The 23,879-nt window shown below is 67.3% G+C and carries 16 protein-coding genes; 11 read left to right on the top strand and 5 right to left on the bottom strand.

Annotated elements, in window-relative coordinates:
• The first annotated feature begins 53 nt into the window (after window positions 1-53).
• From ACX9TP_RS27300 to ACX9TP_RS27280, 5 genes are all read left to right on the top strand, one after another.
• A complete protein-coding gene (locus ACX9TP_RS27300; RefSeq protein WP_482973553.1) occupies window positions 54-794 on the top strand; it encodes a tetratricopeptide repeat protein in 741 nt (246 codons plus the stop codon).
• Between the two features lie 68 nt (window positions 795-862).
• Window positions 863-2,212, top strand: coding sequence for an adenylate/guanylate cyclase domain-containing protein (locus ACX9TP_RS27295; RefSeq protein ID WP_482973552.1), 1,350 nt, complete (start codon window positions 863-865; stop codon window positions 2,210-2,212).
• A 41-nt stretch (window positions 2,213-2,253) separates the two neighbouring features.
• Entirely contained in the window at window positions 2,254-3,435 is a 1,182-nt protein-coding gene (locus ACX9TP_RS27290; protein WP_482973551.1) for an exo-beta-N-acetylmuramidase NamZ family protein, read from the top strand.
• 18 nt (window positions 3,436-3,453) lie between these two features.
• Window positions 3,454-4,125 (top strand): hypothetical protein, encoded by a 672-nt coding sequence (locus ACX9TP_RS27285; protein WP_482973550.1) that lies wholly within the window; start codon window positions 3,454-3,456, stop codon window positions 4,123-4,125.
• Between the two features lie 68 nt (window positions 4,126-4,193).
• Window positions 4,194-4,700 carry a nicotinate-nicotinamide nucleotide adenylyltransferase gene (locus ACX9TP_RS27280; RefSeq protein WP_482982230.1) on the top strand — a complete coding sequence of 169 codons (507 nt, stop codon included), beginning with the start codon at window positions 4,194-4,196 and terminating at the stop codon, window positions 4,698-4,700.
• Between the two features lie 32 nt (window positions 4,701-4,732).
• Here the strand turns inward: ACX9TP_RS27280 and ACX9TP_RS27275 are convergent, their stop codons facing one another.
• The 3 genes from ACX9TP_RS27275 to ACX9TP_RS27265 all read right to left on the bottom strand — a co-directional run bounded on the left by ACX9TP_RS27275 (window position 4,733) and on the right by ACX9TP_RS27265 (window position 13,318).
• Window positions 4,733-8,035, bottom strand: a complete 3,303-nt coding sequence (locus ACX9TP_RS27275) for a DEAD/DEAH box helicase (protein WP_482973549.1) — start codon at window positions 8,033-8,035, stop codon at window positions 4,733-4,735.
• A gap of 3 nt (window positions 8,036-8,038) precedes the next feature.
• Window positions 8,039-8,818, bottom strand: a complete 780-nt coding sequence (locus ACX9TP_RS27270; RefSeq protein WP_482973548.1) for a hypothetical protein — start codon at window positions 8,816-8,818, stop codon at window positions 8,039-8,041.
• Between the two features lie 1,056 nt (window positions 8,819-9,874).
• On the bottom strand, window positions 9,875-13,318 hold the full coding sequence (locus ACX9TP_RS27265) for a hypothetical protein (protein ID WP_482973547.1): 3,444 nt from the start codon (window positions 13,316-13,318) through the stop codon (window positions 9,875-9,877).
• Between the two features lie 95 nt (window positions 13,319-13,413).
• Between ACX9TP_RS27265 and ACX9TP_RS27260 the strand changes: the two genes are divergently transcribed.
• A complete protein-coding gene (locus tag ACX9TP_RS27260) occupies window positions 13,414-14,739 on the top strand; it encodes a hypothetical protein (RefSeq protein ID WP_482973546.1) in 1,326 nt (441 codons plus the stop codon).
• On the opposite strand, the gene ACX9TP_RS27255 is transcribed toward ACX9TP_RS27260, so the two are convergent.
• Together ACX9TP_RS27255 and ACX9TP_RS27250 are read right to left on the bottom strand one after the other, a co-directional pair.
• Window positions 14,729-15,625 (bottom strand): DUF2520 domain-containing protein, encoded by an 897-nt coding sequence (locus ACX9TP_RS27255; protein ID WP_482973545.1) that lies wholly within the window; start codon window positions 15,623-15,625, stop codon window positions 14,729-14,731. The two genes, ACX9TP_RS27260 and ACX9TP_RS27255, sit on opposite strands and share 11 nt — an antisense overlap.
• A gap of 41 nt (window positions 15,626-15,666) precedes the next feature.
• Window positions 15,667-18,270: an AAA family ATPase gene (locus ACX9TP_RS27250; protein WP_482973544.1), complete on the bottom strand. Its 2,604-nt coding sequence runs from the start codon at window positions 18,268-18,270 to the stop codon at window positions 15,667-15,669.
• Between the two features lie 219 nt (window positions 18,271-18,489).
• Here ACX9TP_RS27250 and ACX9TP_RS27245 point away from each other — a divergent pair, with 219 nt between their 5' ends.
• The 5 genes from ACX9TP_RS27245 to ACX9TP_RS27225 are packed head-to-tail and all read left to right on the top strand — an operon-like array spanning window position 18,490 to window position 23,879.
• Window positions 18,490-19,194 (top strand): YIP1 family protein, encoded by a 705-nt coding sequence (locus tag ACX9TP_RS27245; protein WP_482973543.1) that lies wholly within the window; start codon window positions 18,490-18,492, stop codon window positions 19,192-19,194.
• Entirely contained in the window at window positions 19,191-20,630 is a 1,440-nt protein-coding gene (locus ACX9TP_RS27240; RefSeq protein WP_482973542.1) for a TolC family protein, read from the top strand. Before ACX9TP_RS27245 ends, ACX9TP_RS27240 begins: the two co-directional genes overlap by 4 nt.
• Window positions 20,627-21,895: an efflux RND transporter periplasmic adaptor subunit gene (locus tag ACX9TP_RS27235; protein WP_482973541.1), complete on the top strand. Its 1,269-nt coding sequence runs from the start codon at window positions 20,627-20,629 to the stop codon at window positions 21,893-21,895. The genes ACX9TP_RS27240 and ACX9TP_RS27235 overlap by 4 nt, the downstream gene beginning before the upstream one ends.
• A complete protein-coding gene (locus ACX9TP_RS27230) occupies window positions 21,892-22,644 on the top strand; it encodes an ABC transporter ATP-binding protein (RefSeq protein ID WP_482973540.1) in 753 nt (250 codons plus the stop codon). Before ACX9TP_RS27235 ends, ACX9TP_RS27230 begins: the two co-directional genes overlap by 4 nt.
• Window positions 22,641-23,879 carry an ABC transporter permease gene (locus tag ACX9TP_RS27225; protein WP_482973539.1) on the top strand — a complete coding sequence of 413 codons (1,239 nt, stop codon included), beginning with the start codon at window positions 22,641-22,643 and terminating at the stop codon, window positions 23,877-23,879. Before ACX9TP_RS27230 ends, ACX9TP_RS27225 begins: the two co-directional genes overlap by 4 nt.

Here is a 23,879-nt window from a genome sequence, read left to right as displayed (position 1 = left end):
GCCGTCAAGAGGATCTATTGAGGAGCCCGGCCTGGCTCTGTTATCAGCCGGCCATGAAGTGGGTCTTCATGGCGGCGTTGCTGACGGGCGCGACCGACGCGGCGCAGCCTTCCGACCTGACGGCCCCCCCGCCACGGGTGGCCACGCCAGCCCCTGCTTCACTCCCGGAGGCCCTGGCCCTCGAAGCGGCCGGGGACGACGCGGGCGCGCTCGCGGCGGTGGAGGCCCTGGTCCGGGCCCGGCCCTCGTGGGAGCTGCCCCGCCTGGAGGCGGCGCGGCTCCTGTTGAAGATGGGCGGCGCCCTGGAGCAGGCCGAGGCCCACCTGGACGCCGTTGCCGCGGTGGCTCCAAATAACCCCCGGGCCTGGTACTTGCGCGGCCTGTTGTGGGAGGAGCGGGGCGACCGCATGCAGGCCGTGCGGGCATACGAGCAGGCCGTGCGCTTCCGCGGCTCGTACGAGGAGGCCCGCTTCCGGCTCGGGGGCCTATGGGCGGCCCAGGGGGACTGGCTCAAGTCGGAGCTCCACTACCGGTACCTGGCCCGGGCGAAGCCGGAGTGGGTGCAGGTGCGCCTCCAGCTGGCGGAGGTGCTGGAGAAGCAGGAGCGCCCGCTGGACGCGGAGACCGAGCTGTTGGCCGCGAGGAGCTTCCAGCCGGACAGTCCCCTGGTGCTCCGGAAACTGGCCGACTTCTACGAGCGGACCGGACGGCCCCAGCTGGCGGAGAAGGTTCGCAAGTCAATGGAGCCGCAACAGAAGCGGCGCATGCGTGAGCTGAAGCCTTCGCGTCGCTGACAGCAGCCGGGCATGCGCAACGTCATGGCGATTGCGCCCCGGGCGTCGGCACGTACACTGCGCCGGCTTTGAAGACCGCCAACCTCGCCATCGTCTTCACCGACATCAAGGGCTTCACCGAGCGGACCAGCCGGCAGACGCTGGAGGAGAACCAGCGCCTGCTGCAGGTCCACAATGCCCTGCTGGCGCCCCTCTTCAAGGCGTTCGGTGGCCGCATCATCAAGTCCATCGGTGATGCCTTCCTCGTCACCTTCGAGTCCCCCACCCAGGCGGTCCTCAGCGGAATTGCCATCCAGGACCGGCTCTGGCACCACAACCGCAACGTCGTGGAGGCCGAGCAGCTCCACGTGCGGGTGGCCATCAACGTGGGCGAGGTGCGGCTGGAGTCCAACGACGTCTTCGGTGAGCCGGTCAACATCGCGGCCCGCGTGGAGGGGCTCGCGGAGGCCGGCGAGGTGTACTTCACCGAGGCCGTCTACCTGGCGATGAACAAGGCGGAGGTGCCTTCCAAGGAGGTAGGCGCCTTCGAGCTCAAGGGCATCCCCGGGAAGATTCGAGTCTTCCACGTGCCCCGCGCGCCGTACCGGGTGGAGGCGCCGTCGGCCTCCGCCATCGCGGAGGCGCCGGGCTCGGCGGTCATGCCGCCCTACGGCAACCTGGCGCTGTCGCGCGTGCCCGAGTCCTCGCTCGGGCCGGCGATGGACCTGGGGCAGCGCGCGTCGGTGCTGGGCCAGCGCGCGGCCGCGGGGGCGTCGGTGCTGGGGCAGCGCGCCGCGGCGGGCGCGACGGTGTTGGGACAGCAGGCGTCGGTGCTGGGGCAGCAGGCGCGCACCGTGGGCGGGTCGGTCTTCTCACGACTGGTGGCCGCGCTTCCCCCCGGGATGGGCGAGCGGGCGCGGGCGGTGGCGGGCGAGCGGCGCAAGGTGCTGGTGGGCCTGGGCCTGTTCGCGGTGGTGGCCGGCGTGGCGGTGGTGGCCTTTGGCGGTGGCGCGGCGAAGCGGGCCATCGACGCGGTGGAGGATGCACCCGAGCAGGAGCGGGGGGCGCTCGCGAAGGAGGCCCGGAGGCTCATCCGCGAGGAGAAGGACGCGGGCCGGCGCTACTACCTCGAGGGCCAGCTGGAAGAGGCGCTGGGCAACGTGGCGGGCTCGCTCGGCGAGTACGGCCGCGCGGTGAAGGCGGGCAACGGCGCCGCGGAGGACCGCATCATCGACCTGCTGGAGCACCCGCAGTGCGGCGTGCGCTCGGCGGCGGCCTACTCGGTGGCGCAGCTCAGGCTGGAGAGCGCCGTGGGTGAGCTGGAGGACCTGGCGGACGACGGCGGGCCGGACGACGGCAGCGGCGGCATCCTCGGCATGGGCAAGTGCGACTCGAAGAAGGCCGCGCAGAACGCCCTCAAGAGCTTCAACAAGAATTGAAGGCCCGGCCCACGAGGCCCGCCTCGAAGGAAGGGGACACCGTGACGAAGGTGAAGACGGGACTGGATGTCTGGGTGGAGCAGGGCTTCTCCGCGCTGAAGGGCAAGCGCGTGGGCGCCATCGTCAACCCCACCAGCGTGGACTCGCGCTTCCGCCACCTGGCGGACCTGCTGGCCGGCACGGACGGCGTGAAGCTGGCGGCGCTCTTCGGCCCCGAGCACGGCATCCGCGGCGAGGCGCAGTACATGGTCGCCGTGGGCGAGGCCCGCGACAGGCGCACCGGTGTCCCCGTGCACAGTCTCTACGGCTCCACCTTCGAGTCGCTGTCGCCCCGCCAGGAGTGGTTGCAGGGGCTGGACGCGCTCGTCTTCGACATCCAGGACGTGGGCAGCCGCTACTACACCTACGTCTACACCATGGCCCTGGCGATGAAGGCCGCCGCGAAGGCGCGCGTGCCCTTCTACGTGCTGGACAGGCCCAACCCGCTCAACGGCGTGGCCATGGAGGGCAACCTGGTGGGGGAGGGCTATCGCTCCTTCGTGGGGCTGTACGCGCTGCCCAACCGCCACGGCATGACGGCGGGCGAGCTGGCCCGGCTCTTCAACGTGCAGGAGGGCTTCGGCTGTGACTTGACGGTGGTGCCCTGCGAGGGCTGGCGCCGCGGGCAGTTCTGGTCCGACACGGGGCTGCCCTTCATCTCCCCGTCGCCGAACATGCCCACGCCGGACACCGCGCTGGTGTACCCGGGCATGTGCCTGGGTGAGGGCACCAACGTCTCCGAGGGCCGGGGCACCTGCCGCCCCTTCGAGCAGTTCGGCGCCCCATGGGTGGACACGGACTCGCTGCTGGCGCGGCTGGCGAAGGAGGACCTGCCGGGCGTGGCTTTCCGCGCGGTGGGCTTCACCCCCACGTTCGACAAGTACAAGGGCGAGTCCTGCAACGGCGCCTTCATCCACGTGACGGACCGGCAGGCCTTCCTGTCGCTGCGCACCGGCATCGCCATCTTCCAGGCGCTGCATGACATCGGCCCCGGGAAGTTCGGCTGGCGGGCGGACGCGTACGAGTTCGTCGAGGACGTGCCGGCCTTCGACTTGCTGTGCGGCACGGACCAGGTGCGCCGGGGAATCGAGGCCGGGTGGTCCCTGGACCGGCTGATGGAGGGGTTCTCCGCCCAGGCGGATGGGTTCGCGAAGCAAAGGGCGCCCTACCTGCTGTACGCTTGAGCGTGGGGTGTTCCACACGTGATTGGCGTCTTCTCCGACAGCCACGGCGACCTGGCGGCCTTCGACGCGGCGTACGAATTGCTGCGCTCGAAGGGCGCGCGACGCTTCATCTTCGCGGGAGCGCGCTACACGGACCTGGACGAGTGGGTGCTGTGGCGGCGGCAGAAGGCCCGCGGCGGACGCGAGTACTCGGACGCGGACTTCCTCTCGGACGTGTCCAACTGGCTGGGGAGCCAGGACGCGCTGCCTCGCACCCCGGCGCGGGGGGCGGCTCCGGCGGACGTGGCCTCGGAGGCTGACCGGCGGCTCGTGATGGAGCGCTTCCTGCGCGTTCCGGAGCGCGAGTCGCTCCAGTATCGGGACCCGTCCATCAACAACAAGGTGATGGACCTGGTGGGGGACACGCTCTGCTGCGTGGTCCACGACAAGAACGACCTGACGCGTGATGATTTGCAGAACGCGGCGGTGTTCATCCACGGGAAGGAGTCCGAGCCGAAGGTGGTGCAGATCGGCCCGCGCTACTTCATCACCCCGGGGCGGCTGGTGGGCGCGGCCGAGCAGACGTGCGCGCTGTTGGAGAAGGTGGACAAGGACCTGGGCTTCTCCGCGTTCCGGCTGGACGGGCACGTGGTGGTGGAGCCCCGGTTGCTGGTGCTGGAGAAGAAGTCCTCGAAGCTGACCCTCAAGTGACGTGAGGCCCTGACGTGCAGGTCGCGCTCCTCGGAGGTTCTTTCAACCCGCCCCACGTGGGACACCTGATGGCCGCGAGCTACGTGCACGCGACGCAGGGCGTGGACGAGGTGTGGTTGATGCCGTCCTGGCAGCACCCCTTCGGAAAGCAGATGGAGGCCTTCGAGCACCGCGTGGCCATGTGCGAGGCCCTGTGCGCGGAGACGTCCGGCTGGCTGAAGACGACGCTGATTGAACGCGAGCCGGGGCTCACCGGGCGCACGGTGGACACGCTGTCCCTGTTGGTGCGGCGCTATCCGGACATCGAATGGTCGTTCATCATCGGCAGCGACATCCTCAGGGACCTGCCCCACTGGAAGGACTTCGGGCGCATCCGGGAGATGGCGCGCGTGACGGTGCTCTACCGCGCGGGATACCCGGCGCCAGAGACGGTGGGGCCTCCGCTGGCGGAGGTGTCGTCCACGCTGGTGCGCGACATGCTGGCGCGGGGGCAGGAGCCCTCGGAGCTCGTGCCGGCGGGGGCGATTGCGTATGCGCGGGCGCGGGGGTTGTACGGGCTGGGACACCCGAAGTAATGCGTGCAATGTCTTCAGCCCGGCAAGGCTCCTCAAGACAATGCATGCGAAAACTCGCCCAAAGCCATTCTGACCCGACGCTGCGTTGACAAGAAGTCTTCATACACGTCGCCCGACTGGACAAGCGGAGCAATACGGGAAAAGGCTTGCTGGCACCCGGCCCGGGAAGTGGCCTTTCCATATTGATAGTAAAGCGCGAGCTTTTCCGGACTGTCGAAACCTTCTCTGATGCACGCCGAGACAGTGGCAAGTGATATCGGCATTCTGCCGCAATCTCCGCTAGTGTCGATGCGCCGTCGGTGTATCTGGGCAAGCAACCCAATTGAATAGCTAAGCTCGGGAATAGCTTTGAGAACAAACGCGCGCGCATTCTCACAATGCCCCAGCTTGGACAGAGGAGTGCCAAACATGATCTCAATTTCTCTTAGCGACTTGGCGGAGATCCAGGCATGAGTGAGTCTCTGAATCAGGAGCAGGGTCTCCTGTGGCTTGAGTTCGACATCCTTGAAGACGTCCATAAGCCTAGTGACGGCTATGATTGAGGTGGACTTTTCGGGATCGTTCAAGAGCAACTGAAAGAACCAGTCAATCCAATCAACGGTAGTCCCCCCGAGTTCGCGCTGCCCCCCATGCAATGCCTGGTCGAGCTTCCGAATTATGCGCACAGGAATGCCAACCTCACTGGCAAGCCTGTCAGCCCAGGAAAATGGTTCTTGGGAGATGGACAAGCTACGTCGCAGGCCAAGTGCCAAGTTGATTTGGCGCTCAAAACCAATTGAGGCATTCCTTTTGAATGCGCTAAACGCGGCAAAGGAGCGTCTAAGAAAATCCCTCGCAGGTGCATCGTCGTGCTGCTCCTCGACGGGCAGTCTGTTCAGGAAATAGACTGCCTCACTGTCTTCCGTTGCTCCAGACTGTATGAGGTCAAGCATGTGCTCGACAGGATCCATAATCTCAAGGCACTGATCGCTCTTTGAGAAAACAAGACTCCGCAGGTCTGTCCAGCGCTTGTTAATCTTGCTGTTCTTTGCATCAAAATCCACCACGGCACCAGGGATAACTAGCACGAGCCCTTGGGCTGAGTGGCCGGCTCGACCAGCTCGACCTGCCGCGTTGAGGAGTTCGTGAGCTTCAAGCCTTTGTTGTCGACCGATTTGCGGGTCAAAACGCTCATCACCAGCGATTATTACAACTTCCGCAGGTAGGTTCATTCCCTGGGCCAGGGTCGACGTCGCAGCAAGGAAAGTAAGTCCATCGCTCTTTGAAAACAGCGACTCATTCAGCAGTCGTTCCACAGGGAGGAGGAGGCTGTGGTGGCATGCAGCTGCATTTCCGAAAGAGCCAATCACATGACTCTCGTCTCCAAGCTCTTCGATCGCCAACCTCTTCAGTTCCTGTTCGCGATCTGTCAATTGCATTTCGGATGTTCGCCGGATCAAGGAGGCGGCAGTCTTTGCTATCGAGATGCAGTCTCTCTTGTACTGGGCAAACACCAGTGTTTTGATGCCTTGGCGTGCGAATCCCGCTCCAATTTCTGCTGCCACCATGTTCTTATTTGGAGTGAGTTGCCAGTTATCATTGGCGGTAAGGCTTGCTGGAGAATCGGCTAGCCGTATGAGCGAGTAGTCGTTTCGTTGACTTGTGTTCCATGTTTGCCGAAGGCCGAACAATCCAAAAGGCAATGCTGTAAGTCTCTTCTTGAAGGCAGTTGAAGGCGGCGACTTTGCTAGCTTCCTTCTTGCGCCGACCTTCTTGACTTTTTCCTTTCTTGGTGGGGCCAGTGCTTTTTCGGAAGTGAGCAGTTCTCTTAATTCACGAACCCGTTCTGACTCAAAAACTACGCAGCCTCGGGCTTGACGTGTCGGCTTCCAGTCGAGCGTCAGCGGTATCGCCTTCTTGCCGAAACTGACATTTAGCCATGATGAAATGTCGTCCGCATTGCTCATCATTGCGGACATCAAAATAAAATCAGCCTCCCGAGCAAGTTCAAGTAGCTTGAGGAGGCAGAGCATGGCGTCTGTACTTCGACGACTAGATGCTCCTTCGCTTGAATGGATGATGTGGCACTCGTCCATGACAATCAAGCCAATGAGGGGAAATGCCACAGGATAAATGCCTATGAGAGCCAGGCATCGTTCTGGCGTCATCACGGCTATGTCGGGAAGCTCGGTTGGCTCAATTTCTGAATAATTTGCATCAAGAGTAAATGAGTTCCTGATGGTCTTTCCCGGAAATGCTTGGCGGAGATTGCTCGTCACTTGAGTCACAAGGGCGTGGGTTGGCGCCAAGAACAGTGTCTTTCTTGGCTGACCTGATGCAATTTTGAGCTCCGCCAACGTCGACTTTCCTCCGCCAGTCGGGAAACTCACGACGGCAGAAACGCCAGGCGTCAAGTATCCGGTGTTGATTGCCTGCATGTGATTTGGCCAAAGATAGGGCCTTCTGCGTGCAAGCGCCTTTAGGTAATCACTCCAGCCCCCTTGGTCGACAGTCGGGGGAGAGGGCAGAGCAGCAACGGATAGGCCACGCAGTGTTTGTTCGGCAGCAATTAACAGTGTAGCGAGATGGTGAGGGCCGGAGTATGTTGTGTAGGTATTGTTCCATTGACGTTCGGGCCAGACATCGCTTAGATCGAGTGGCTCGACAGAATTTGCTTGGGCTCGGCGGAATCGCTCTATCGAAGTCTCGAGTGGTTGACTGGCGCCCCCGAGCAACCGCGCGGCGAGTTCCTGTATACCAGTCAAGAGTTCGAACCACAGTGCGTCTAAGGCTGTTTTGTCCCATGGCGAGGTTGAAGAAGGAGAAGGCGCGTCTGTGTGAAGTTCCGCGATCGTTGAAAGCTTGCCGGTGGCTAGATTTATTATCGCGGATATCAGATTCTCTTCGAGGCCCGTGGAATCTGTTCTGGGTATATGCTCTGCGAGTTCTGCGGCATCTGTGATGTAGCCCGCAATAATAAAGAGCAGAACAGCTGAAATGTCGGGGGAGATAGAGCTTTGGGTTAGTCGCGCACTCGGGCGGCTGGGATGTGGTCGAATTTGGTCGACCAAATAAAGCAAGTGGTGGGCCGTTGCACTTACGTATGCTGCTGCATTTCGATGACCACTGGGCGGCAGCAGTGTTGCGTAACTCTCGTACGTGTTCGCTAGTCTCCGAAATTGTTGATACTTCTCATCAATGTCGGAAGGTATCTCTGTGGACTCCTTGGTGATTCTTGCTCTAAATGAGATTATCGAAGCGTATGCATCCGTCAGTTCTTGCGGAAGTCGCTGAAGGTCTAGACCATCTAGAGATGGGGCGTTCTGGATTAGTTCGCTGGTTGCTGGATCGTACATGATTTATGGGATTTGCTTAAGTTCGTTAACTACCATCTTGGAGAAGTCGTCCATCCAGGCTCTTAGATCTTGCAATTCAAAAGTCTCAGCGCGCCTGCGTGCACAGGGATCTTTGACTACTGCTTCGTATCCGTCGAAGAGTCGCGCCCTTCCAGTTTTGGTCGCATGTGTGTTGGTGATCGTGATTCCTACTCGGTAGTGGCGCTGGTTCTTCCAGTTGATGTTCTGAATTATCTGATCGACTTCTGGTGGGCGACTGCGTTCCAGTATTGTCGTCACTTCACAGGTCAGTTCATGATCGCGATCCCCGTCCTCGCATGACTTAAGACTTGGCCACACTTCCTCGCGAATGGTTGTGCGACTGTTTTCGGTGGCTTTGTCTTCGCAAATGGTCACCCCCGCAAGAGTGTTCCCTGTCAGATGGACAATGAGTCCATCAAAGCCCTTGTTGGAATGCCTGGGATGAGGTGGGGCGCATGCGATGGGGTTGGAGCTGGCCTTATGGGCAGCAATCCAAGATATCATCTGGAATAGCCAGCCGTCGCGGTTCCAGTTGTGAGGGGGCTCATTCGACTCGTTGAGGTAGTCGATCAGCTTGCTCTTGGCGTTTGTTGTTGCATTGGGTGGTTGGCTTTTGAGCCCCCAGAGGATCTTTTCAACGTGTCGGTATTGTCCGAGCACTAGTCTTGCGGTTATCGCCGCGAGTTGCTGCTTGTTATTGACGTGCCATGTGTAGCCTACGCAAAGAGGATTGTCGTCGAATTGCGTAGTGGTAATTGGCATTCAAGCGCCCATCTAAGCTGAGACTGCGTTGTGGTTAGTGGTCCGGATATAGTGCCTGATGTTTCCACAATTCCGGTTCGATCGAAATAGGTGCCGATCGAATCTAGCCAGTCTACCTCAGTCCTCTTCGAACAGTGGTTTCGCGGTCTGTCGCGATCAACCAAAACCGGAGGGTGTTTTCGTACCCCTGCGGGCGACTGTGTCCCACATATCCAATTCCCAGTGATGGCGGGGGTCGTGTCGGACCCGAATGGGTGGATTTGTATTCACCGCGCTGTTCTCGATGACAATCGTTAGCGACTGAATCACCATTGCCAAAAAGGATGGCATCCTCTCGGTGCAACTCACGGGCATGCAGAGGGATGCGTTGAAGGCGACCAGCATCTGTCAGCCTTCTTCGTCCTACCGGCGCGTCCGCGAGTAACTGCAGGCCGGCGACTTCCGAGAATTCTGGTGGCATGGGATCTTGGCGTATGCCGGCTTGGGGGAGGCTGGCACCAAGAAGAGATTGGTGACGGGCTCAAGGGACTCCCCTGGGCCGCGTGGCCGGTGGCGCCAACACTAACGATTCAAGCTGGCGCGGGCAGTCCCCTGATTACGCCCACTGAAGCCTCGCGTCAGCGCCTCTGGGGGGACAGAGGCTATGACAACGACAAGCCCACGTCTGGCGGAGGAATTGGGCTTCACGCTGCACCTGCCTCGATGTGGGTAGGGTGCGCGTACGAAGACGAGCTACTCTCGCAAGAAAGCGCGCCGATGGGGCGATGAGGTGTCACGCGGTCACTCCCGGCTCGGTCGCTTCGATTGCTGGCGCGCCAAGAGAAGCGCGAGGAAACCTACTTGGGGATGCTGCACCCCTCGTTGAGCATCATCACCTGGTTCCACGTGCGCCTACCGAATCATGTCGTAGAGCGCTGCGCACTCGTCAAGCCGGGAGCCAGAGTTGACGACTTTTCGTTCGTAATAAATGCAAGGCTGACGTCCATCTTGGACCTCTCGTCCTCGGATCCTTCGTCATGTTGCTGCGCAACCGCTATCTCATAGCTTTAGACGTTTTTAGAGACCGACGCCGAACAGGTGCAGATCGCCCAGGCCTCGCTCGAAGCGCCAGGCGTACTGGTAGAAGAGGGTGACGGGCACGGCCTGCCCGAAGGTGAGGCGCAGTGACGCCGCGCCGCCCACCGCGCCGAGGTTGTTCCGGTTGTCCACCCGCGCGAGCGTGCCGAAGCCCTCCACTTCGAAGTCGCTCACGAAGAGGGACGGGAAAATCCAGAGCGTGGAGGCCCAGCCGTAGTCGATGGGCACCCGGTAACGGTACGTGGCGCTGCCGATGAGCGCGCTGCGGGCCCGCGTCGTCAGGTCCTCGTAGCCGCGCAGGTATTCGCTGAAGGCGATTCCGGGCTGCAGCTGGAGGGGCAGGCGCGACGTCTCCCTCGAGCTGCGGCTGCTGTACCAGGTCTCTCCCGCGGTGATGCCTCCCACCTCCAGCAGGTCGGAGGGTGAGCCGGGCAGGAAGCGGGCCACCGCGGTGAGCTGGAGGTTGTCGTTGCCCGTGAAGGGCAGGCCGCCCAGGAAACCGTCCACGCCCAGCCGCACGTCGCCCAGCGTGGATTCGCGGAAGAAGGCGCCTGGGTACACGCCTCCCGCCGCTGACAGCCCCAGCCCGCGCTGCGTACCGCCGTACGAGGTGGAGTCTCCCGCGAAGTACGAGATGGATACCTCGGGGCCGATGAGCTTCGTGGTGAGACCGGGGAAGCTCTCGGTCCGGTCGTACTCGCGTCGCAGGGCCAGCACGCCGAACGTCACCGGCGTGGACCAGAACGTGCGCGTGCCGAACAGCGTGCCTTGCAGGTCCGTGCGCGTGTTCTCACGGATGCGCGCGGCGGAGGCCAGGATGTACCAGGGCGCGAGCTGCGCGTTGCCGTACGAGAGGTTCACGCTCGGCCCGTCCTCCTCGGTGCTCGCGGACAGCAGCAGTGAGTACGCGTGGAAGCCGAGCCGGTCCTGTCCCGACAACGCCAGCCCTCCGCTGACGATGGTCTGGTCGGTGTCGTCCTCGTCCGTCGTCAACAGGATGTACGGGAGGCGGAACTCGGGGATGAAGAAGCCCTCCAGCGTCGAGTAGCGCTCGTCGGAGATGATGTTCAGGTCCACTCCCGGGTCGGGCGGGGAGACCACCGGCATGTCCAGGTCCGCGAGCGCGGTGGGCGCATCCGTGGCCACGGGCGCGTCAGCGGGACTGCCCGCCGCACCTTCCGTCGAGGGTTGCTGTGTCGCTGGGGCCGTGACCTGCGCGGGAGCTTCCGGCTCGGCCAGTGACGGAGGTGTACCGGGGGGAGTTGATCCTGGATTGCCCGCGACGCCTTCCGTTGTCGGTGGCTGCGTCGCGGTGCCCGTGGCCTGGGCGGGAGCGTCGGACGAGAGTGGGGCGCCCGCGAGCCGCGGAGGTGTCTCTGGCGACGCGGGCCGCGAGGCCGCACTCGGGAACTCGGCGAACTCCTGGGGTGGCTCGGCAGGGGATTGCGCTGCCGCTTCGGGGGAAGTGAGCTGCGACGTCGCGTCGGGACGCTGTGCGCCCTGTGCTGGAAGCGCATCCGCCGTCACGAGCGGAGGCGCCACGGCCTCCCCGGGTGCTTCCGGTGACTCGGCGGACGAAGGCCCGGCTTCGGCGGGCATCGGGACGCCGTCCTGTTTCGCTCCGGAGGCAGCGGACGCCGCCTCGCTCTCCGCACCCGGCACGGGCGCCACCGGCGCATGGTCCACGGTGAAGTTCGTTCCATCCCGGTTGAGGAACGCCACCGCGTTCGTCCCGAGGGGACTCGCGTCCATCACCAGGTGCGGTGCGTCCGTGATGCGCGTGAGCTGCCGCGTGGCCACCGTCATCACGTGCGCCTGGAGCCGGCCCTCGTGCTCGCGCAGGAACACGATGCGCTCCGCGTCCAGCCAGTGCGGCGAGTAGTTGAAGCGCCCGTCATGCGTCAGCCAGCGCAGGCTGCCGTCCGCCTCGCGCAGCACCAGGTCCCATCCGCCATTCCCCGCGAAGGGGAACACCATCCGCGTCCCATCAGGGGATACCGTCGGCGGCCCGATGGACTCGCTCGCGGTGAACTTCGTCAGCGGCTCCCGCCGTCCCGACTCCAGGTCCAGCCTCACGAGATTCGCCGTGTCACCGTCGCTGACGCTCACGAAGACGTAGCCCGTGCCATCCGGCGTGACGTCTCCGCCCATGCCATCCACGCCGTCCCACGTGCGCACCACCTCACCCGTGCGCGCGTCCATCCGCCACAGCCGCGCCGTGTAGCCGCTCTCCGTGTTCAGGTCCGCCATCACCAGGTACAGCCACGCGCCATCCCGGCTGAAGGCCATGCCGCTCACGAGCGACGAGCTGCCCAGCACCCAGCGACGCCCCGGCAACAGCTCCGTCAGCGGCCGCTGGAAGCGCACGCTTCCGTCCGCCTCGCGCACCGTGAGCCGCGTGTATTCCTCCCGGCCCACGCTCACCAGCGCCGTGGCGCCGCTCTCTGCATGCGACGCCAGCCGCGAGAAGTAGCCCGCGTCCTTCAGCCACACCTGCTGCGACGCCGGCCGCGCGCGCGCTTGCAGCCCCTGGCGCAGCGACTGCGTGTACTCATCGAACAGCGAGCCGATGTCCTTCCCGTACACGCGCTTGAAGCGCAGCGTCACCGCGAGCGGAGGCAGCAGCGACTCGCCCTGCTCATCCACCAACTGCCACAGCTTCTTCTCGCCGTACTTCGCGGCCAGGTACTCCACGAAGTGCATGCCGGTGAGGTAGTTGCCACCGAACGGGTCCAACGCCCGGTGCTCGGGCGAGAGGTAGCCCGGGTCCAGGTCGCCCCCTTGCGCCTGCGCGGCGGACTCGAACCAGCCGCGCCACACCGGGCTGTGCGGGCGCCCCGTGTCCTTGCCGAAGCGGCCCTCGTAGTACGTGGCCAGCCCCTCCAGGAACCACGACTCGGTGAACGAGTTGGCCTGGAACAGGCCGCCGGTGACGGTGTTGAGGAACCCCCAGACGCCGTCCGTCTGCTGGAGCTGCACGTAGTGCACGGCCTCGTGGCAGGCCACGTCGCCGATGTCCACCTCCCCCAGGTTGAAGAGGTGGAACAGCTCCAGCGTCACGCGCACGGGCACCACCATCTGCTGCGGCGTGCTCGCGTAGTCCGGCACCACGTACGCGTTGTTGAAGTCCGAGCTCGTCAGGTAGACGAGCACCCGCTCCCGCTCCGTCCGGCTCCAGACCTGGCCGCGCAGCCGCTGCACGCAGCCTTCCAGCCTCGCCGCCATCCGCAGCGCCGGGCCCTTCTGCGACGCGGGGTAGTAGAGCTCCAGCGAGGACGTGGTGAGCTTGCGCATCTCCTCCCGGGCGAAGGACGCCTGGATGTTCTGCGGGAAACGAGGTGTGACGAAGGCACACCCCGCGGTTGTCAGCAGGAGGAAGGAGGCCAGGGCATGCCAGCAAGGCAGCCGGCGGGGGCGGGGCATGCGGGGCATCCTAGCGGGCACAAATCGTAGCCACGACCGCGTTTTTCACGGTATTGGGGGGCCCGTCGCCTCCCTTTTCGATTCTGGATTCCTCCATGTCCGATCCCGCCGCTCCCCAGGGGCATCCCGTTCCCCAGCATGTCCACCAGGCCCAGCTCCAGGTCGCCGCCGCGCTCGAGAAGTCCGAGGGCAAGCCCGTCGATCTGCTCGCGGCGCCCTGGGCGGACGTGGAGAAGGCCGTCATCAAGCTGCTCGGCGGCCCCTTCCAGGTGAATCAGCCGGAGCACCAGACGCTGGCGCTCGGCCTCGCCGGCGCCTTCGCGCTGCGCCTCATCCAGGAGCACCAGTCGTTCTGGTTCCCCAACCGGGACTCGCCCGAGGGCGCCACGCTGGGCTTCCCCGACGCCATCATCATGCTGTCGCCGTTCGGCGCGGTGATGGACTCGCTCGGCCAGGGCAAGCTGGCCCGGCTGGACGACCTGGCCTCGGACATCCGCCGCTCGCTGGGGCAGGCGCGTCTGAGCGTCAACCCCGCCCAGGCCCTGGGCGGCCAGACCCAGAAGCTGTCGCCGGTGGACTACCAGCGCCTGTTCGACCCGGGCTTCCTCCAGTTCGTCGTCCTGGACCCGAACAAGACCAAGACGGCGCTGGACACCAAGCCCGACGCGCTGAGCCGCGACGTGCGCAACGCGCTGGGCCGCACCCAGCCGCCGCTGCCTCCCGAGGCCCGCCAGCAGTTCGACGGGCAGATCGTCCAGTCCCTGGCGCGCCTGGATGCGACGAAGCCGCTGCTGGACCAGGCCGACCGCGCCCCGCGCCTCGCGGAGCTGATGGCGCACCTGTTCGGCACCATCGGCGGCACGGGCTCGGCGCCCGAGGACTTCTGGCACGAAGTGGTGCTGCCGCTGCTGTTCATCGGCAACCCGGCGAGCTTCCCTCCGCTGGATGACGAGGAGCTGGAGGCGTTCCGCCAGGGCGTGGACGTGCTGCCCCTCTTCGTGGACATGGTGCCGTACGCGCACAAGGCCCCGGACGAGGGCCTGCTGGGCGCCTTCGAGATGAGCGACATCGGCCTGGTGCACCCCGGCTTCGCCAAGGTGGGCGCGCTGCGGCTCATCCGCATCAACTCCGCGCGCATCAAGCCGCTGCTGGAGCAGTTCGACCCGGCGAAGACGGCGGACACCCTCAAGCGCTTCACCGAGTACGTGGCGAAGGCGGCCGGCAAGCCCGCCACCACGTCGGCCCAGGGCGACGAGATGCTGAAGGCCGCCCTCACGCTGCTGGCCGACCTGAAGCGCTCGGTGACGCAGGTGCAGGGCGACCTGTGCCTGCGCCGTCTCACCGAGGCAGAGGCCGCTTCCGAGCAGGCGCTGGCCGTGGTGCGCAAGGCGCTCCAGGGCTCGCTCATCATCACGGCTTGAGCAGGGGCTCCAGCGCGGCGCGCGACTCGGGGCGGAGCCGGTCTCCGGCCAGCTCCAGCGCGCGCCGCGACAGCAGTCGGTAGAGCGGGGCGACTTCTTCCGGAAGCGCCTCGAGGTGGGCCGACACCACGCCCGCGTCCCCCCGGACGATGGGGCCGGTGAGCCCGCCGGAGAGCCCCCGGGCCTCCACCCCCCGCAGCGCCGAGCGCATCAGCGGCAGCAGCGCCGCCAGCGCCGCGTCGGGGGCAATGCCCGCCGCGCCCAGCGCCGCCACCGCCGCGTCCGCCAGCGCCACCAGCCCGCCCGCGCTCATCACCGCGCCCGCGTGGTAGGCGGCGCGGTGCGACTCCGGCACGTCGAGCACCTGGAGCCCGACGTCCCCCGCCATGCGGCGCAGCACCTCCCGCAGTGCGCGCGAGCGGGTGCTCACCGCCACCGCGTGGCCGGCCAGCGAGTCCCGGGGCGAGGACACCGCGCACAGCGGATGGAAGGAGCCGCGCGTGCGTCCCTTCGCGGTGCCCAGCGCGTCCAGGGACAGCGCGCCTGCGGTGTGGACGAGCGCGGCGGAGCGGGGGAGGGTGGAGGAGAGCTCCTCCGCGACCGCGGGCACGGCGGCATCGGGGACACAGAGCAGGACGACGCGGGCGCGCTTCAGGTCCGCGGGGGTGGCGGACTTCAGGCCCAGGGCCTCGGCGCGCTCACGCCCTTCGGTGCCGCGCGAGTGCAGCCGCACGGGCCAGCGCTTCGCCGTGAGTGCCAGCGCCAGGGCGCCCCCGAGCCGGCCCGCGCCGACGATGACCAGGGGCGGGCGTGAGGCACGGGGGCTGCGCTTGCGAGCGGGGGTGACGGGCATCGCGACCTCGGGGTCCTTCGGTGCGGGTGCCATGTCACCACGCACGGGACTCCGAGGCACGCGCGACGCGCGCTTCAGTGCGAGTCGCGCTGGAACTGCAGCTGGCCGGACTGCACCGCGACGCGGACGCGGTCCCCGGAGCCGAACTCGCCGGAGAGGATGCGCTCCGCCAGCGGGGCCTCCACCAGCCGCTGCACCATCTGCCGCATGGGCCGCGCGCCGAGCTGCGGGTCGAAGCCACCGGACTTCAGCAGGTGGCCCACCACGTCCTCGCCCGCGACGTACTCGATGCCCCGCTCCGTGGCGAGCCGCTTGCTGCTCTCCTCCAAGAGCAGCGTGGCGATGCGCGCCACCTCCGTCTCCTCCAGCGGACGGAAGGGGAGCCGCTCGTCGATGCGGTTCCACAGCTCGGGGGGCAGCGCCTTGCGCGCCGCGGAGGCCGCCAGCTCCATGGCGTCCGCCGGCCCGCTCGCATCCGCGCCGAAGCCCACCGGCCGGCCCGTGCGGGAGAACGCCTCCGCGCCCAGGTTGGTGGTCATCACGATGACCGTGTTCGAGAAGTCGATGTGGCGGCCCTTGCCGTCCGTCAGCCGGCCCTCCTCCAGGACCTGGAGCAGGAGCAGCTGCACCTCGCGGTGCGCCTTCTCGATTTCGTCCAGCACCACCACCGAGGACGGCCGGCGGCGCACCGGCTCCGTGAGCTGGCCACCCTCGCCGAAGCCCACGTAGCCCGCGGGCGCGCCGATGAGCCGCGAGACGCCGTGCTGCTCGGACATCTCGCTCATGTCCAGCCGCACCAGCGCGTCGCGGTTGCCGAAGAGCACCTCCGCCAGCGCCCGCGCCATCTCCGTCTTGCCCACGCCCGTGGGGCCCAGGAAGAGGAAGCTGCCCATGGGGCGCCGCGACGCGAAGCCGGCGTAGTTGCGGCGGATGACCCGCGCAATCCGCGCCACCGCCTCCGTGTGGCCGATGACGCGCTCGGACAGGTCCTGCTCCAGCCGCAGCAGACGCGCCGAGTCATTCATGAGCAGCCGCTCCTCGGGCACCCCCGCGAGCTTCGCCACCACGCGCGCCACGTCCGCCGCCTCCACCACGTCCCGGCCCTCGCGGTGGCACCGGCTGCCCGCCAGGTCCACCACGGAGATGGCCTTGTCCGGCATGAACCGGTCCGTCACGTAGCGGCTGGCCAGCGACGCCGCGGCCTCCAGCGCCTCCGGCAGGTAGCGCAGCGCGTGGTGCTCCTCGTAGCGGCCGATGATGCCCTGGAGGATTTCCACCGTCTCCGGCACCGACGGCTCGTTCACCACCACCGCGGTGAAGCGCCGCTCCAGCGCCGGGTCCGCGCTGATGAACTTGCGGTACTCGTCGTGCGTCGTCGCGCCGATGCAGGGGAATTCGCCCCGCGCCATGGCCGTCTTCAGCTCGTTGGCCGCGTCCTGCGGGCCCTCGCCCGTGGAGCCCGCGCCCACCAGCGTGTGGATTTCGTCGATGAAGACCACCACGCGCCCCTCCGCGCGGCGGACCTCCTCCTTCAGCGCGTTGAGCTTCTCGGAGAACGAGCCCCGCAGCTGCGTGCCCGCCACCAGCGAGGCCATGTCCAGCTCGACGAGCACCTTCTCCGCCAGCGAGCCGCGCAGCTCCAGCAGCCGCTGCGCCACGCCCTCCACCACCGCCGTCTTGCCCACCCCGGGCTCGCCCAGCAGGCACGGGTTGTTGGTGCGGCGCTTGCCCAGGATGTCGATGACCTCCTCGACCTCCCGCGCCCGGCCCACCACCGGGTCCAACCGCCCCTCGCGGGCCGCCTGGCTCAGGTTGCGGCCCAGCGAGGTGAGCAGCGGGAAGGCCTTCGCGTCCAGCGTCACGGACGCGTGACGGACCCCGGGCACCGGCGGCGCCACCGGGCGCGACAGCGGCGAGGACGGGAGCGCGGGCGGAGGCGGAGCGGCGCGCGCCACCACCGGCGGGGCGGGAGGAAGGACGGGCTCGGCGGCCAGCGCCTCCGGCTCGTCCACGTCGATGAGGTCCCTGGGAGACAGGGCCGGCGTGGAGCGCGACGGGCGCGCCGACGGGGGCGGGGCGTCGATGAGGTCCCTGGGGGACAGGGCCGGCGTGGAGCGCGAGGGGCGCATCGACGGGGGCGGGGGCGTGGGCGGCCCGCCGGGGAGGGCGCGGGGCAGCGTCACCGCCACGGCCGGCAGGGGGGAGGGCGGGGCGCCCAGCGGCCGGGCCACCGGAGGCCGGGTGGCCACCGTGTGGGTGCGGCCCAGGTTCAGCTTGCGCGGCATCCTACCGCTCACGAAGTACGACACGGCCGTGGTGCGCAGCGTCGCCAGGTCCAGCCCGGCCATCTGCAAGAGCTCGTTGGCGGCGCAGCGCACCCGCGTCACCGCGATGAGCAGGTGGAGGCAGTCCGCCTCCGCCGAGCCACAGCTGACGGCAATCTCCCGGGTCTTCTCCCGCAGCTCGCGCACCACCCCGTCCGTCTCGGCCGGGGCCGCCGTGAGCAGCTGCAACAGGGCGTCCTCGTCCACGCCCCGCTCCTTGAGCAGCAGCTGGGCGCGGTTCTCCACCGTGAAGAGGGCCAGCAGCACGTGCGCGGAGGTGAGCCGCTGCACCACGCTCTGTGCGATGTCGTTCGCCTCGTGGAGTACCTGCGCGAGATCCGTGCTATCGACCATTCGAGCTCCGGCAAGCGGGCAGGCAGGCGGAATACACCCTCTCCAGGCGTCCAGCAAAATTTCCGCTACAGGTCGCTACATGTCCGCTGAAACACTGGGGTAGAAAGCGTCTCCAAGCGGAATTCGGTTGGCTGCCTGCTCGTTCTCCGCGTCTATTCCGGCTGGCCGGGCAATTGCCTGAGGGCGAGTGCCGTACATCGCTCCGAGACACTCAACCATATGACCTCTCTCGTCCAACCGGTACGCGTCTTCGTCGACCCCTTCGAGGGGACGCGCACCGCCGTCGAGGCCCGCCGCTGGGTGTGGCCTCTCCTGATCCTCGCACTGTGCGTGTCCGCCTCCGGGACGCTCTATTCCCTCCGCTGGGACGCCGCGCCCGACGTCATCCGTGAGCTGCAGACGGCGGGCACGCTGGCCGGCATGTCCGAGGCCGACCTCACCGACAACATCCAGACCGCCACCCGCAAGGCGCTGGTGGGAGGCATCGCCAAGGGCGTCTTCGTGATGCCGCTGATGGCGCTGCTGCTGGCGTGCGTGCTGTGGGTGGTGGGGTGGCTGTTCGACCGGCCGGCGCCCTTCGAGCGGCTGATGTCCGCGGCGGCGCTGGCGATGCTGCCCATCGCCCTCTACCACGTCATCTTCACCGTGTGCCTCGCGGCGCAGCACTCCGTCACGGCCGCGCGCGCCGCGGAGCTCGTGCCGTCCAACCTGGGCGTCATGCTCCAGGGGCTGAGCCCGAAGATGATGCGGGTGGCCAGCGTGGTGGACTTCTTCAACCTGTGGAGCGCGGGCCTGCTGGGCCTGGGCTTCTCCGCCGCCACCGGCATGAGCCGGGGCCGCGCGCTCCTGCTCGCGCTGGCGCTCTACGTCATGTTCGCGGGCGTGACGATGGTCGGCCTCCCGGCGATGGGAGGTGGCAAGTGAACGCCCTCCTCGTCGCCGCCGTCCTCTCCGCCGCGCAGGCGGACGCCCCCCAGGCGCCCCCGAGCGCCGCCACCCAGGACCCGCTGTCCCCGGCCTCCACCGCCACCGTTCCGTCGAGCCCCGCGGTGCCGACGGACGCCACCAGCACCATCTCCCTGGACCAGGTGCGGCAGCTGGGCCGCAACAACGCCAACGCCATCCAGGCCCTCCTGGACGTGGAGGTCGCCGAGCAGGACGTGCGCGTGACGCGCTCCGCGCTGCTGCCGCAGCTCAACCTGGGGGCCTCCGCGGGCAAGACGTGGGCGGGCCGCCAGCGCAGGACGGTCACCACCACCGACCCGAACGACCCCAACCAGTCCATCACCCGCGAGTTCGAGAACCCCTCCTACGACATCGCCAACTACGACCTGGGCCTGTCGCTGACGCAGGTCATCTACGACCGGGCGCGCTTCAAGCAGCTGGAGCAGAGCGGCGTGCTCCGGGACGTGGAGAAGAGCCAGGCGCAGGAGGAGGCGGACACCTCCGAGCTGGAGGCCATCCGCCGCTTCTTCGTGCTCTTCCGCACCCAGGCCACCCTCCAGGTGCTGGAGGCCACCGTCAAGCGCAGCGAGGAGCAGCTCGAGCGCGCCCGGGCCCTCTTCCAGGCGGGCCGCGTGGGGAAGAACGAGGAGATCCAGGCGCTCGTCAACCTGGGCAATGACCGCATCTCCTTCACGGAGACGCTGGCGCAGCTGGTGAACGACCAGACGCAGCTGGCCATCTGGCTGGCCCGCCCCGGCACCGAGCCCCTGCAGGCGGCGGACCCGGGCGTGCTCCAGACGGAGCCGGCGCCGGCCCCCGCCATGGACACCGCGCTCGCCCAGGCCCGCGAGCGCCGGCCGCTGATTGCAGCGCTCCAGGGGCAGGTGCGCTCCGCGGAGCTGCAGCGCGCCATCGCCCGCGCTGACTACATCCCCCGCCTGTCGGCGCGAGGTGACTACTCGCGCGGAGGCCCCAGCGCGGAGGCCGTCTTCACGGAGCCGCGCCTGCAGAACACCTTCACCGCCGGGGTGCAGCTCACCTGGGACCTCTTCAACGGCTTCGCCACCGATGCCCAGTCCGCGCGCGCCGAGGCGAACATCCGCCGGGCGAAGGTGGTGATGGAGCAGACGGTGCGCGAAATCGAGGCGCAGGTGCGCAGCGCGCACCGCTCCCTGGAGGCCCAGCTGGAGGCCGCTCGCCTGGCCGCCGACAACCGCGAGGCCGCCGTCCTGGGGGTGAGGCTGGCGGAGGAGCGCTTCCGCGCCGGCGCGGGCTCCACCCTGGAGGTCCGCGACGCGCAGCTCAGCCTGACGCGCGCCGAGCTCAACTTGCTGGAAAACAGGATTGATGTCGAAATCGCCCGCTTCACATTGCTGCGGGCCATGGGCGCCCTGAGCCCGGGAGAGTCGAAATGAAGTGGTGGAAGGGTGCCATTGCTGGCGTGTTGTTCCTGGGTGCGGCGGCCATCACCGTCGGCGGCCTCAAGGAGCGGCCGCCCCCGTCATTGGAGGTCCAGGTCGCGAAGGCGCGAAAGGGCACCATCACCCGGACCATCACCGGTGCGGGCAAGGTGCAGGCGGCCACCACCGTGAAGATCTCCTCCAGCCTCTCCGGAGACCTGGTGGAGCTGCTCGTGAAGGACGGCGAGCCGGTGAAGAAGGGCCAGGTGCTGGGCCGCATCGACAAGCGCATCTACGAGGCCGCGATGAAGCAGGCGATGGCGTCGCAGAACGCCTCGCGCGCGGACACGCAGGTGGCCGAGGTGGAGGCGGTGCGCACCGCGCAGGAGCTGGCGCGCGTGACGGACCTGTCGAAGAAGGGGCTGGCGTCGACGGCGGAGCTGGAGCAGGCGCGCGCGGCGAAGAACACGGCGGACGCGCGGGTGGCGTCGGCGAAGCAGATGCTGGCGCGCAACGTGGCCTTCGTGGACCAGGCGCAGACGGACCTGTCCCGGACGACGCTCCTGTCGCCCATCGACGGCAACGTCATCGAGCTGTCTCGCGAGGTCGGTGAGCGCGTGCGTGGCTCGGAGCTGGCCGAGGACGTGGTGATGACCATCGCCGCGCTCAGCGCCATGGAGGTGAAGTTCGAGGTGGGCGAGCACGAGGTGGTGCACCTCAAGCCCGGCCAGCCCGCCGAGGTGACGCTGGACGCGCTGGAGGGGCAGACCTTCAGCGGCTCCGTGGTGGAGATTGCCCAGAAGGCGCTCATCAAGAACGCGGGCACCGAGGCCGAGGTGACGAGCTTCCCCGTCACGGTGGCGCTGGACACCCGGCCTCCGGGCGTGCTGCCCGGCATGAGCGCCGAGGTGCGCATCTCCGCGGAGACGCGCAAGGACGTGGTGCTGGTGCCCATCCAGGCGGTGACGGTGCGCTCGGCGCGCACGCTGCCGGACTTCAAGGAGCCCATCGAGGGCGCGGCGCTGACGGCCAAGCGCACCGAGTCGCTGGCCAAGGTGGTGTTCGTGGTGGACGCCGAGAACAAGGCGCGGGTGCAGTCGGTGACGACGGGCATCGCCTCCGACACGGAGCTGGAGATCCTCACCGGCATCAAGGACGGGGACCGCGTGGTGGAGGGCCCCTACCGCACGCTGTCCAAGGAACTGAACGACGGCGACGTGGTGCGCGAGCCCGAGCCGGGTCCGGGCCCGGGCGGCATGAAGGGTGGGCGGAAGTCGTGAGCGACGGAAGCGGCGCGGGGCCCCTCATCCAGGTGGAGAACATCACCCGCGTCTTCCACGTGGGCGGCGAGGAGGTGCGCGCGCTGCGCGGCGTCTCCTTCGGCATCAAGCGTGGCGAGTGGGTGGCCATCATCGGCCAGTCGGGCTCCGGCAAGAGCACGATGATGAACGTGCTGGGCTGTCTCGACACGCCCACCAGCGGTCGCTACATGCTCAACGGCAAGGACGTGTCGCGCATGAGCGACGACGAGCTGGCCGTCATCCGCAACGTGGAGATCGGCTTCATCTTCCAGACGTTCCAGCTGCTGCCGCGCGAGACGGCGCTGGCCAACGTGGAGCTGCCGCTGGTGTACCGCGGGCTGCCGGCGCGCGAGCGGCGGGAGCGGGCGAAGGCGGCGCTCGACAAGGTGCAGCTCACGCACCGCATGCACCACCGGCCCAACGAGCTGTCCGGCGGTCAGCGGCAGCGCGTGGCCATTGCGCGCGCGCTGGTGTCCGAGCCGTCCATGCTGCTGGCGGACGAGCCCACGGGCAACCTGGACTCGGCGACGGGCGAGGAAATCGTCCGGCTGTTCGAGCAGCTCCACCAGGCGGGCCACACGCTGGTGCTCGTCACGCACGAGCCCAAGCTGGCGGCGCGCTGCCCCCGGGCCATCCGCCTGAGCGACGGTGAGATTGTCGCGGACGGCGTGGGCCGCGACGTGGCCATGGGCACGGCCGCGGCGGTGATGGCTGCGGGGGGCGCATGAGCCTGCCGCCGGGCTTCCGAGTGGACGTGCTGGAGGGCGCGCGCATCGCCGTCTTCTCGCTCAAGGCCAACCGCCTGCGCACGGTGCTGACCACGCTGGGCATCGGCATCGGCGTGGCCACGCTGCTGGCCATCGTCGGCATCATCCAGGGGCTCAACACGTCCTTCCACCGGCAGCTGGCCGGCTTCGGCGCCAACACGCTCTACGTCTCCAAGTTCCCATGGATGATGAAGGGCGACTGGTGGCTGTACCGGAACCGGCAGAACTTCACGTTGGACCAGGTGGAGCGACTGCGGGCGCTGGCGCCGTTCCTGTCGGCCCTCTCGCCCTACGTGCAGCGCGTGTCGGACGTGGCGCACGGCGGCGAGCAGATGTCCACGGTGCGCATCACCGGCGTGAAGCAGGAGTACCTCAACATCGCCGGCTATGAAGTCACGGGCGGGCGCTTCATCACCGACGCGGACGACGAGGTGACGCGGTCGGTGGCGGTGATTGGCGCGGACGTGGCGGATGCGCTCTTTCCCGGCATCAGTCCCGTGGGGCGCTCCATCCGCATCGACAACCGCTCGTTCCAGGTGGTGGGCACGCTCAGCCGCAAGGGGAAGATTGTCAGCGAGAGCCTGGACCTCGTCGTCTTCATCCCCTTCAAGACGTTCTATTCGAGCTTCGGCAAGGGCCGCAGCTTCGAGATAGCCATGGCCGTGGAGGACGCGGGGCAGGTGAAGCGGGCGGAGGACCAGCTCATCGGCATCCTCCGGCGCATCCGCTCCACGCCGCCGGACGCGGACGACGACTTCAGCATCAACAAGCCCGAGGCCATGGCGCAGACGTACGAGCAGCTCACCGGAGCGCTGTACGGCGTGGCCGTGGGCGTGGGCCTCATCACGCTGCTGGTGGGTGGCATCGGCATCATGAACATCATGCTGGTGTCCGTGCGCGAGCGGACGCGCGAGATTGGCGTGCGGCGGGCGCTGGGCGCGCGCAAGCGCACCATCGTCTTCCAGTTCCTCATGGAAGCGTCGAGCGTGTCCGCGGTGGGAGGCCTGCTGGGAACCACGGTGGGGCTGGGCACGGCGAAGGTCGTCTCCCTCATCACCCCGCTGGCGGCGGACGTGCAGGCGGGCACGGTGATTGGCGGGGTGGGCTTCGCCGCGCTGGTGGGCCTGCTGTTCGGCATCTGGCCCGCGGCGCGCGCGGCCAACCTGGACCCGGTCGAAGCCCTCCGGTACGAGTGA

This window comes from Pyxidicoccus sp. M15, from assembly GCF_056858435.1.
This window is presented reverse-complemented; position numbering and strand designations above follow the sequence as displayed.